Raw genomic sequence first — 11,716 nt, 5'->3', positions numbered from 1 at the left:
CAGCCGTTCTTCCGCTTTATCCCCGCTGGCGCGGGGAACTCTAAGCCACCAGCCAGCCCACCAATAACTACCCCGCTTTATCCCCGCTGGCGCGGGGAACTCCTGCGCCCGCGCCAGTGGGTTCAGATACCGTACGCTTTATCCCCGCTGGCGCGGGGAACTCTTGAACTCGTCACAAAAATAGATATAGATATACGCTTTATCCCCGCTGGCGCGGGGAACTCTAACGCAATTTACCTGGCCTATTTTCTTATCGCGCTTTATCCCCGCTGGCGCGGGGAACTCTCTAAACATAACCTATTATTAATTAATGATTTTTTAATCCAGTCACAATCTACCAACTTTACAGTATCACACAAACAACACATCTATTATGTTAAAGAGCACTTAATCCATTGATTGAAAAGGTAAATATTTAAAATAACTCTATACAAACTAAAATCTACCAAACTCCGACGTAATAATTTTCATCCCAGAGAAAAATTAACGCCACAGAATTTGTAGAGAATGACAATGATTAGTCCGGAATGGGCAAAATGGATGAGTTTTCAGAGGCGACAAAAAATATAAATGGGTGGAAGTCTTTACAGGTTCCACCCATTTATAACGCTTATAAATGTGTAATCAGGCAATATTTAAATATTTATGTGTTTGCATCGACAAACGCCAGTTACGCGCAATGCAAGTTTCAATGCACAAACGCGTAGCATCTTCCTTCTGGCTAATTGGCTGAAGTGCAATGACTCGCGGTTTATCATCGGTCAGCGTCGCCAGCAATTCATCCAGTGCTTCGATATCCCGTACGCGTCCAACTGGGTGTTTGATTTCGTTAGCTCGCTCCAGGGCTTGCGACAATACTTCATAACCGCCACGCATATTCAGTTTTGGCGACACGGTGACCCAGGTATTCGGCGTACAACGCACTTCATGAGTACCGCTGGTTTCTATCTGGCAACTGAAACCGTTCTTTTCGAGCAGGTCAGTTAGTGGCATCAAGTCATGAATACAAGGCTCACCACCCGTAATCACCACGTGACGCGCGGTGTATCCCTGACGACCGATGACTGCGAGCAAGTCTTCACTGCTTGCTGCTCCCCACTTATCACTCTCTTTCGTTTTACCCAGAATGCTGAAAAGGGAAACTTCCCGATCCTCAAGCTTTTCCCATGTGTGTTTGGTGTCGCACCAGGCACAGCCGACCGGGCATCCCTGTAAACGAATAAAAATGGCGGGGACGCCGGTAAAGTAACCCTCACCTTGCAGGGTCTGGAACATCTCGTTAATCGGGTACTGCATAGCATTCTCTGAGAAGTGGATAATTGTTAATTATTGCAGATCCTGCCGCAACAATCATGTCTTATTAACATTCTGTTACAGGCGGGTTTAAGGTAAAAAGTGAATCAGATCATTAAGAATAAAATGAAGCGGCGTATTATGTTTTAAAGGATTAAATAAAAGGGATTTAAACATGTTTAGAATATTCATCGTATTTATATTTATTTTCAATTTATCAGGTTGCGGTTATAACGATATTCAAACCTATGATGAGCAGGTTAATGCCTCCTGGTCAGAAGTACTGAATCAGTATCAACGTCGCGCCGATCTTATTCCTAATCTTGTCGCAAGTATTAAAGGTTATTCCAGCCATGAAAAAGAGGTACTGGAGGCCGTTACGTTAGCCCGTAGTCAAGCTAATCGTGCCAGCAGCGATCTTCAGCAAGCTTCGGGAGATGAGCAAAAATTACAAGCCTGGCAACAAGCTCAGGCGCAGGTGACTCGCACTCTCGGGCAGTTAACGATTATTAGTGAACGTTATCCAGAATTAAAGGCTCAGGAACTCTATCAAAATTTAATGGTACAACTCGAAGGAAGCGAAAATCGAATTGCTGTCGCGCGAGGAAGATATATTAAAGCCATTGAACAATATAATGTCACTATCCGCAAATTTCCCGCAGTGTTAACCGCAAAGGTCATGGATTACACACCAAAGAAAAATTATTTGCCGGATGATGTCGCCGCAGTAAGCAAAGCCCCAACAATAGATTTTAGCCAGAATGCGAGTGCTCATTAGGCGAGTTAATTATATGAAAAATTTTATCTTACTTCTTGTTCTGGTCTGTTCATCTGCGTTTGCAGTACAAGTTCCAGTACCTGAATTACCTAAATATATAAATGATTTAACAGGGACATTAACCAGAGGGGAAGTAAGTACGCTGACCAGCCAGATTAAAGCCCTGACGCAAAAAGAACAGACGCAGCTTGTGGTATTGGTGGTTGAAACCACAGGCGAAGAAACCATCGAGCAATATGCAACACGTGTGTTCGAAAGTTGGCAGCCCGGCCATAAAGGTCGTGATGACGGTATTTTACTGTTAGTTGCCTGGCAAGATCATACAGTTCATATTGAAATCGGTTACGGGCTTGAGGGTATTCTTACTGATGCACAGTCCGGGCAAATTATTCGCAACAGTATTATTCCCGCGTTTAAAAAAGGCGACCTTGCTGGCGGCTTGCAACAGGGTATCAGTGATATTGAAACCCGACTATCAGGAAATGATTTAGTCAATAACACATCGCCCGATCACCCTTTGCCCTTTAGCGGTTGGTGGGCTTTGTTAGTCTGGGCGATAGTACTGACGTTTATTTCTGCCAGAGGATATGTCAAAACGCTGGGAGTAATTTGCTTTGCTGCCATAATATTGGCCTTTGTACTTCCCATCGCTGGATATAGCGGGAGCTGGGGAGTTCTTGCCACATTATTATGTTTCGCCACACCGTTCCTGGTCGTAGCTATCGCTTTCACACCTTTCGGCAGAAAGGTGCGTGCTTCAATGCGTAGTGCCAACCGACCGTCTCGTTACGAAAGAAGCAACTCGGCTTCCTGGCATTCTTCATCATCGTCGTCATCTTCCTCTTCATCGTCTTTCGACAATGACAATTTCAGCGGTGGCGGCGGTTCATCTGGTGGCGGTGGCGCTTCCGGGCGTTGGTGATCGTAATGCGCTTAATCTTTATTTTACTCGCTTTGTGGTGCCTTCCGGTGCTTGCCCAGCAAATTGCTGTGCCGGAGTTGCGCCAACAGGTGACCGATATTACTGGTACGTTAAGCACGTCTGAACAGCAATCACTGACACAACAGCTGCAGGATATTACACAAAAAACACGGGCGCAGGTCGCTGTATTAGTAGTGCCGTCCACCGGAGACGATTCCATTGAACAATATGCAACACGCGTTTTTGATAGCTGGAAACTGGGAGATGAGCGGCGTGACGATGGTATTCTGATCCTGGTCGCCTGGGAAGATCGTAAAGTTCGCATTGAAGTGGGCTATGGGTTGGAAGGGGTGGTTACCGACCTGCAAGCGGCGAAGATTATCCGTGATATATTAATCCCTGCCTTCAAAAGTGATGACCTTATGGGTGGGTTAACACTGGCAAGCGAAAATATTGGCGCGCTTCTGTTGAATGGTGAATTACCGGAAAACAGGGGGAATTACTACAGTATCAATCCCCCTATTCCATTATCGCTTGCTGTAATTATATTACTGGCGGTGCTTTCATATTTTATTGTTTTTACCGATCCGTCAAATCTCCCCTGGATAGCACTCACTGGCGCAATTTACGGGATGGTATTCCTCTATGTTGCAGAGCCAGGACCATGGACGATTTTAATCGTTGCCTGCGGTATGTTAACGCCTTTCGCAATCGTAGTGCTGCTTATCTTTTGGCTTATAGTTAGTAAAAAACTACGCGCCAAATATAAGAAACTCGGTAAAGAAAGAGCTTCAAGAAAAGGTTCTTCTTCATCCTCTTCCGGTGGCGGCTCAAGTGGTGGTGGGTTTAGCGGCGGCGGCGGATTTAGCGGAGGTGGCGGTTCTTCTGGCGGTGGCGGCGCGTCCGGCCGCTGGTAACTCGACCATAAAAAATGCCAGCCCGAAGGCTGGCATTTTTAAATCAGATAAAGTCAGACTTATGCCTGGCCTTTGATCTCTTTACGACCGTTGTACGGTGCTTTTTCGCCCAGAGCTTCTTCAATACGAATCAGCTGGTTGTATTTAGCAACACGGTCAGAACGGCTCATAGAACCAGTTTTGATCTGGCCTGCAGCAGTACCAACAGCCAGGTCAGCGATGGTAGCGTCTTCAGTTTCGCCAGAACGGTGAGAGATCACTGCAGTGTAGCCAGCGTCTTTCGCCATCTTGATTGCAGCCAGAGTTTCGGTCAGAGAACCGATCTGGTTGAATTTGATCAGGATGGAGTTAGCGATGCCTTTTTCGATACCTTCTTTCAGGATCTTGGTGTTGGTTACGAACAGGTCGTCACCAACCAGCTGGATTTTGTCGCCCAGAACTTTGGTCTGGTATGCGAAACCGTCCCAGTCAGATTCGTCCAGACCGTCTTCGATGGAAACGATCGGGTACTGTTTGGTCAGTTCTTCCAGGAAGTGAGTGAATTCTTCAGAGGTGAACGCTTTGTTGCCTTCGCCAGCCAGAACGTATTTACCGTCTTTGTAGAATTCAGAAGCTGCGCAGTCCATCGCCAGAGTGATGTCTTTGCCCAGTTCATAACCAGCAGCTTTAACAGCTTCAGCGATAACAGCCAGAGCTTCAGCGTTGGAACCCAGGTTCGGCGCATAGCCACCTTCGTCACCAACTGCAGTGTTCATGCCTTTCGCTTTCAGAACTTTTGCCAGGTGATGGAAAACTTCAGAACCCATGCGGATGGCTTCTTTCACAGTTTTTGCGCCAACCGGCTGAATCATGAATTCCTGGATATCAACGTTGTTGTCAGCGTGCTCACCACCGTTGATGATGTTCATCATCGGAACCGGCATAGAGTATTTGCCCGGAGTGCCGTTCAGTTCAGCAATGTGTTCGTACAGCGGCATCCCTTTAGCGGCAGCAGCAGCTTTGGCGTTAGCCAGAGATACAGCCAGGATTGCGTTCGCGCCGAAGTTAGATTTGTTTTCGGTGCCGTCCAGGTCGATCATGATCTTGTCAATGCCAGCCTGATCTTTGGCATCTTTGCCAATCAGCGCCTGAGCGATCGGGCCGTTAACCGCAGCAACAGCTTTGGTTACGCCTTTGCCCAGGAAACGGGATTTGTCGCCATCGCGCAGTTCCAGTGCTTCACGGGAACCAGTAGAAGCACCTGATGGGGCAGCTGCCATACCGACGAAACCACCCTCCAGATGTACTTCGGCTTCAACAGTCGGGTTACCACGGGAGTCGATGATTTCACGACCGATGATTTTTACGATTTTGGACATTAGGTTTTCCTCAAGTCACTAGTTAAACTGAAACTCCAGACAAACAACGCGTACCTAAGGTACGCGTTGCCGTTCTAACTTTTTTACTTACTTCGCCTGACGTTTCTGGAACTCGCTGGCGGCTTTTACAAAGCCAGCAAACAGCGGGTGTCCATCACGTGGAGTAGAAGTAAACTCCGGATGGAACTGACAAGCCACGAACCACGGGTGATTCGGAACTTCGATGATCTCGACCAACTGATCATCCCCGGAACGGCCCGCAACGCGCAGACCTGCATCTTCAATCTGTTTCAGCAGCATGTTGTTGACTTCGTAGCGGTGACGATGACGCTCAACAATTGTCGGCGCATTGTACAGCTGGCGAACCAGGCTATTGTCAACCAGCTGGCACTGTTGTGCGCCGAGACGCATGGTGCCGCCGAGATCGCTCTTCTCGCTACGAACTTCAACGTTGCCGTTTTCATCGCGCCACTCGGTAATCAGCGCCACAACCGGGTACTTACAGTCTGGCACAAATTCCGTAGAGTTGGCGTTCTCCATGTTGGCAACATGGCGAGCGTAATCAATTAACGCCACCTGCATACCCAGGCAAATGCCCAGATAAGGAATATTGTTCTCACGCGCAAAGCGCGCGGTAGTAATCATGCCTTCTACGCCACGATAGCCGAAACCGCCAGGTACGAGGATCGCGTCCAGACCTTTAAGGATTTCAACACCGCGCGTTTCAACATCTTGTGAATCGATCAGTTTGATGTTGACGCTGACACGATTCTTCAGCCCACCGTGTTTCAGTGCTTCGATCACGGATTTGTAAGCGTCCGGCAGTTCAATGTACTTGCCGACCATACCGATAGTGACTTCACTCACCGGATTCGCTTCTTCGAAGATAACCTGTTCCCATTCGGACAGATTCGCTTCCGGGCAGTTTAAGCTGAATCGTTTACAAATATAATCGTCCAGCCCCTGAGATTTCAACAGGCCCGGAATTTTATAGATGGAATCGACGTCTTTCAGAGAAATAACCGCTTTTTCCGGAACATTACAGAACAATGCAATCTTCGCACGTTCGTTAGCCGGAACGGCGCGATCTGAACGACAAATCAGGATGTCAGGCTGGATACCGATGGAGAGCAGCTCTTTTACAGAGTGCTGGGTCGGTTTGGTTTTGACTTCACCAGACGCTGCCATGTACGGCACCAGCGTCAGGTGCATAAACAGAGTGTGCTCACGGCCAATTTCAACAGCCAACTGGCGAATCGCTTCGAGGAACGGCAGGGATTCGATGTCACCTACAGTACCGCCGATTTCGACCAGAACCACGTCGTGGCCTTCACCACCTGCAAGAACGCGTTCTTTGATAGCGTTAGTGATGTGTGGAATAACCTGTACGGTTGCGCCGAGGTAGTCGCCGCGGCGTTCTTTACGCAGAACGTCTGAGTAGATACGACCCGTGGTGAAGTTGTTGCGGCGGCTCATTTTGGTACGAATGAAACGCTCGTAGTGACCCAGGTCCAGGTCGGTTTCAGCGCCGTCTTCAGTAACGAACACTTCCCCGTGTTGGATTGGGCTCATAGTACCTGGATCGACGTTGATGTACGGATCCAGTTTCATGATAGTCACATTGAGGCCACGGGCTTCAAGAATGGCTGCGAGGGAGGCTGCGGCAATGCCTTTACCCAGAGAGGATACGACCCCGCCGGTCACAAAAATATAGTTCGTTGTCATGCTGAACCTGAGAAGTTAGGTTGAAAAGACGATGGAATAACCAGGACGGGAAAGCAGTATACCCGAACATGACCTGTGCCACAAACTTTCATTATCCCTCCTCTTCGCCAGCGCACTATTGAAATCAGGAGTGAGAAAATAGCCCCTTTGGGGTAAATGTTTTTGACGCAAATCAAGCGCTTGTCATTTAAAAAATGACACAAATGGCGCTTGACCGCGTAATTCCCTTAGAGATCAATTTCCTGCCGTTTTACCTGTTGCCAGACTTCTTCCATTGTTTCGAGGTCAACACCTGTCATTTCCAGTCCACGCGCGGCAACAATACGCTCCACTTCGCGAAAACGACGCTCGAATTTTTCATTCGCTTTTTGCAATGCGATTTCTGCTTTCGTCCCTAAATGGCGAGCCAGATTAACCGTGGCAAACAGCAGGTCGCCCATTTCCTCCTCCAGTTTAGCCTGGTCGACAACAGCCTGCCGCGCCTCGTACATCACCTCGTCGATCTCTTCGTAGACTTTATCGACTACCGGGCCAAGCGTCGTCCAGTCGAAACCAACGTTGGCGCAACGTTTCTGGATTTTTTGCGCACGCATTAAAGCCGGTAAACTACGAGGAATATCATCCAGCGCCGAATGCTGCGCTTTTTGCGCGCGCTCTTCGGTTTTGATTTGCTCCCAACGGGCAAGCACTTCACTGCTGTTTCCGGCAGAACTGTCAGCAAAAACATGCGGATGGCGACGCTCTAATTTATCGCTTATAGCAGCGCAAATATCATTAAAGTCAAAGCACCCTTCTTCCTGAGCCATTTGCGCGTAAAACACCACCTGGAACAGCAGATCGCCGAGTTCACCGCGCAGATCGTCAAAGTCTTCGCGGGCGATGGCGTCCAGCACCTCGTAGGTTTCTTCAAGGGTGTAAGGTGCAATGGTGGCAAATGTCTGCTCTTTATCCCACGGGCAGCCGTTTTCCGGGTCGCGAAGACGCTGCATGATGGTGAGCAAACGGTCGATTTGATTCATTGAATTGTCCTGAAAATTGCGGGTCTGTCAGGTGTAATACCTTCGAGTAAAAGATATCGCTGGATACGGCTGACGCCATATCCAGCTATGTAAGACTAACTCCCGTGCAGTCGACGCGCGTCGATAACATCCGGCACCTGGTTGAGTTTACCCAGCACGCGGCCCAGCACTTGCAGGTTATAAATCTCAATGGTCATGTCGATGGTTGCCAGTTGCTGTTTGGTGTCGCTACGGCTGGCAACGCCAAGCACGTTCACTTTCTCATTGGCGAGAATGGTCGTGATATCACGTAACAACCCACTACGATCATTAGCCAGCACGCGGACCACCAGCGAATATCCGGCGGAGTAGCTCTCGCCCCATACAGCATCAACAATGCGTTCTGGCGCATGGGAGCGCAGTTCCGCCAGTTGTTCGCAATCGGCGCGGTGTACTGAAATACCGCGCCCCTGGGTTATGAAGCCGACAATCTCATCCCCAGGAATCGGCTGGCAGCAACGCGCGATGTGGTGCATCAGGTTGCCAACACCTTCGACTACCACGCGACCGTTATCTTTACTGCGGTTTTGCGGTGTGTAGCTTTTTTGCTGAAGCTGTTTCAGCGCGGCGGCGTCCTGCTCTTCGGCACTCGGCTTATTAAATTGCGATTGCAGGAAATTCACCATCTGATTGAGCCGGATATCCCCGCCCCCAATCGCCGCCAGCAACTCGTCGACATCATTGAAGTTGTAACGCGGCAGCAGGTGTTTTTCTGCTTCTTTCAGGCTGATCCCCAGATGTTCCAGCTCGTCATCAAGGATTTGTCGTCCAGCCAGAATGTTTTTGTCACGATCCTGTTTACGGAACCAGGCATGAATTTTCGAACGCCCACGGCTGGTTGTGACATAGCCCAGGTTTGGGTTTAACCAGTCACGGCTGGGATTGGGCTGTTTCTGGGTGATAATTTCAATCTGGTCACCCATCTGTAACTGGTAGGTGAATGGCACAATCCGCCCGCCAATTTTTGCCCCGATGCAGCGGTGTCCGACATCGCTGTGGATGTGATAAGCGAAGTCCAGCGGCGTTGATCCCGCAGGTAAATCAACAACATCCCCTTTCGGCGTAAAGACGTATACCCGGTCGTCAAACACCTGACTGCGTACTTCGTCGAGCATTTCACCGGAATCAGCCATCTCTTCCTGCCACGCAATCAGTTTACGCAGCCAGGCAATCCGGTCTTCATGTCCTGAACGCGCCCCGCCAGCTGCCGCGCCTTCTTTGTATTTCCAGTGCGCAGCAACGCCCAGTTCTGCATCTTCATGCATCTGTTTAGTGCGGATTTGGATCTCAACGGTTTTGCCACCCGGCCCCAGTACCACAGTATGAATAGACTGATAGCCGTTTGGTTTCGGATTTGCGACGTAATCATCAAATTCATCCGGCAAGTGGCGATAGTGAGTGTGTACTATCCCCAGCGCGGCGTAACAGTCTTGTAAACGCTCGGCGACAATACGTACCGCACGCACATCAAACAGCTCATCGAAGGCGAGGTTCTTTTTCTGCATTTTGCGCCAGATGCTGTAGATGTGTTTCGGACGACCATACACTTCAGCTTTAACACCTTCAGCTTTCATCTCAGCGCGCAGATGACCGACAAACTCTTCGATATAGTGTTCGCGGTCGAGACGGCGTTCATGCAGCAGTTTTGCGATGCGCTTGTATTCGGTCGGATGGAGATAACGGAAGCAGTAATCTTCCAGTTCCCATTTCAGTTGCCCGATCCCGAGACGGTTCGCCAGCGGCGCGTAGATATTGGTGCACTCTTTTGCTGCAAGTACGCGTTCATCTTCTGGCGCGTCTTTCACTTCGCGCAGATGGGCAATTCGCTCCGCCAGTTTGATGACCACGCAACGGAAGTCATCGACCATCGCCAATAACATCCGGCGAACGTTATCGACCTGTTCGGAGGAAACAGAATCAGTGTGCGTCGCTTTCAGCTGGCGGATTGCCGCCATATCGCGCACACCGTGAATAAGATTAACGACCGACTTACCGACGCTCTCGCGCAGTACGTCTTCGCTGACTACGTTGCATCGGCCAGAGGGAACAGTAGCGCCGCCCGCAGCGTGTCAATGTCCATACTTAATGTCGAGAGGATCTCCACCATCTCGACACCACGCCACAACAGCAAACTGGCATCCGGATGCCCCTGCGTCTGCTGCAGACAATACGCCCAGGTTTCGGCTAAGCACTCACACGACTTCTGGCTGGCAATCCCCAGACTTGCGATCCATTTGTCCGGATCAAATTCACCAGCCTTATTGATATGTGCACTTCTTACCGCAACCATTGTCCTCTCCTTTAGGGACCTGACCTGCCGAAATCAGCAAATCGTAACTATTTAACGCGCGAAAAAAGCACCATCGATTCCAGATGCCCCGTGTGTGGGAACATATCCAGCATCGCCAGTCGCGCAATGGTATATCCTGCTTTTAATAACGCCTCGCTATCCCGAGCCAGCGTCGCAGGGTTACAGGATACATAAACTATACGAATGGGTTCCAGTTTTATAATTTGCTGCATGACGCCAGCAGCACCTGCTCGCGCCGGGTCCAGCAACACTTTGTCAAAGCCGTTTTTAGCCCACGGCTGCTTTGTGACATCATCTTCAAGATTTTCATGATAAAACGTCACATTTTGTAAACCATTAAGTCGCGCATTTTCCTGACCTTTCTCCACCAGCGCCGCAACACCTTCTACCCCTACCACGCTAGCCGCTCGTGTCGCTAATGGCAGTGTGAAATTGCCCATACCGCAGAACAGATCAAGCACGCTGTCTTCAGCCTGCACATCCAACCACTCCAGCGCGCGCGCCACCATTTTCTGGTTCACACCCGCGTTGACCTGAATAAAATCACGCGGGCTAAAAGTTAAACGTAACCCGTTTGAGTCATACCAGGGCATCTCGCCAGAGACGGTTTCGAGTATCTCACTATCGGGGGCGAGAAACAGATCCAGGCCTTCAGAATGCGAAAAGCGTTCCAGTTTTTCACGATCAGCCGAACTTAGCGGTGCGGTATGGCGTAAAATCATCAGCGTGCCGCTGGTTGCCTGCACCAGTTCAACGTGCCCAAGATGACGCATGGCTTGTAAGCTGCCCAGGCATGCCCTGACTTTGGGCAGCAATGCTTCAAGTTGGGGCGCTAAAATGGGGCATTGCTTAACATCGACAATGTCACTGGAACCCGCTTTGCGAAATCCCATCTGTAATTGTTGTGTTTTCGGCTGATAGTTCAGGCTTAAGCGCGCGCGGCGACGGTATCCCCAGGGAACATCGGCGATCACTTCAGAGACGTCATGCTTCATTAACCGGGCGAGCGCCGCACTTTTGCTTCGCTGCTGTAGTTCGATGCTGGCGTGTTGTTGCTGACAGCCGCCGCATACGCCAAAATGAGGGCAGCGTGGCGTTTCGCGTTCCGGGCTGTCGCTTAGCCTGCGCACGACTTTAGCGCGGGAATACTGTTTTTTATCTTCAGTAACAGTAACTTCCGCGTCTTCCTGCGGCAATAGCCCGGGGATAAATAACGCTTTTCCGTTATGTCGTGCCACGCCCTGACCAAAAGAGTCGAGGTCGTTGACTGAAACGGTTATGATCTGACGCGTCGTCACGCGTCGTTTTGCAGAGTAGAATTGCGCCATTGGCGAGACTTTCTCAATTTAACAGT

Annotated in this window: 7 protein-coding genes, 2 pseudogenes and 1 CRISPR repeat array; of the genes and pseudogenes, 3 read left to right on the top strand and 6 right to left on the bottom strand. The window is 49.8% G+C overall.

Going from position 1 to position 11,716, the window contains the following annotated elements; translation table 11 throughout:
• Positions 1-12 precede the first annotated feature (12 nt).
• Positions 13-286: direct repeats of the CRISPR family, unit length 30 nt; unit sequence CGCTTTATCCCCGCTGGCGCGGGGAACTCT.
• 338 nt (positions 287-624) lie between these two features.
• Complete coding sequence (queE, locus tag FFT88_RS15110; protein ID WP_130214529.1) at positions 625-1,296, bottom strand: 7-carboxy-7-deazaguanine synthase QueE; 672 nt, start codon at positions 1,294-1,296, stop codon at positions 625-627.
• A gap of 172 nt (positions 1,297-1,468) precedes the next feature.
• On the opposite strand from queE, the gene FFT88_RS15105 reads away from it, so the two are divergent.
• From FFT88_RS15105 to FFT88_RS15095, 3 genes and pseudogenes are all read left to right on the top strand, one after another.
• A complete protein-coding gene (locus FFT88_RS15105; protein ID WP_135405619.1) occupies positions 1,469-2,071 on the top strand; it encodes a LemA family protein in 603 nt (200 codons plus the stop codon).
• Between the two features lie 13 nt (positions 2,072-2,084).
• Positions 2,085-2,756, top strand: a pseudogene (locus tag FFT88_RS15100) (YgcG family protein); the annotation flags it as partial.
• Positions 2,757-2,989: 233 nt separating this feature from the next.
• On the top strand, positions 2,990-3,910 hold the full coding sequence (locus tag FFT88_RS15095) for a YgcG family protein (RefSeq protein WP_135405617.1): 921 nt from the start codon (positions 2,990-2,992) through the stop codon (positions 3,908-3,910).
• A 59-nt stretch (positions 3,911-3,969) separates the two neighbouring features.
• Here the strand turns inward: FFT88_RS15095 and eno are convergent, their stop codons facing one another.
• The 5 genes and pseudogenes from eno to rlmD form a co-directional block, all read right to left on the bottom strand.
• On the bottom strand, positions 3,970-5,268 hold the full coding sequence (gene eno / locus FFT88_RS15090) for a phosphopyruvate hydratase (protein WP_064528183.1): 1,299 nt from the start codon (positions 5,266-5,268) through the stop codon (positions 3,970-3,972).
• Between the two features lie 87 nt (positions 5,269-5,355).
• Entirely contained in the window at positions 5,356-6,993 is a 1,638-nt protein-coding gene (pyrG, locus tag FFT88_RS15085) for a CTP synthase (glutamine hydrolyzing) (protein ID WP_130207680.1), read from the bottom strand.
• A gap of 227 nt (positions 6,994-7,220) precedes the next feature.
• On the bottom strand, positions 7,221-8,012 hold the full coding sequence (mazG, locus tag FFT88_RS15080; RefSeq protein ID WP_135405616.1) for a nucleoside triphosphate pyrophosphohydrolase: 792 nt from the start codon (positions 8,010-8,012) through the stop codon (positions 7,221-7,223).
• A 95-nt stretch (positions 8,013-8,107) separates the two neighbouring features.
• A pseudogene (relA, locus tag FFT88_RS15075) lies at positions 8,108-10,341 on the bottom strand (GTP diphosphokinase).
• A 47-nt stretch (positions 10,342-10,388) separates the two neighbouring features.
• A complete protein-coding gene (rlmD, locus tag FFT88_RS15070; RefSeq protein WP_130221512.1) occupies positions 10,389-11,690 on the bottom strand; it encodes a 23S rRNA (uracil(1939)-C(5))-methyltransferase RlmD in 1,302 nt (433 codons plus the stop codon).
• Positions 11,691-11,716 lie beyond the last annotated feature (26 nt).

This window comes from Escherichia sp. E4930, from assembly GCF_005845405.1.
GTDB lineage: Bacteria > Pseudomonadota > Gammaproteobacteria > Enterobacterales > Enterobacteriaceae > Escherichia.
The sequence above is the reverse complement of the archived record's forward strand: the minus strand, read 5'-3'. Positions and strand labels throughout refer to the sequence as shown.

What these genes read in the sequence shown, in the direction of transcription:
- queE (WP_130214529.1), bottom strand. Translation starts at nt 1,296, where the DNA reads ATGCAGTACCCGATTAACGAGATGTTCCAGACCCTGCAAGGTGAGGGT.
- mazG (WP_135405616.1), bottom strand. Translation starts at nt 8,012, where the DNA reads ATGAATCAAATCGACCGTTTGCTCACCATCATGCAGCGTCTTCGCGAC.
- pyrG (WP_130207680.1), bottom strand. Translation starts at nt 6,993, where the DNA reads ATGACAACGAACTATATTTTTGTGACCGGCGGGGTCGTATCCTCTCTG.
- FFT88_RS15105 (WP_135405619.1), top strand. Translation starts at nt 1,469, where the DNA reads ATGTTTAGAATATTCATCGTATTTATATTTATTTTCAATTTATCAGGT.
- eno (WP_064528183.1), bottom strand. Translation starts at nt 5,268, where the DNA reads ATGTCCAAAATCGTAAAAATCATCGGTCGTGAAATCATCGACTCCCGT.
- rlmD (WP_130221512.1), bottom strand. Translation starts at nt 11,690, where the DNA reads ATGGCGCAATTCTACTCTGCAAAACGACGCGTGACGACGCGTCAGATC.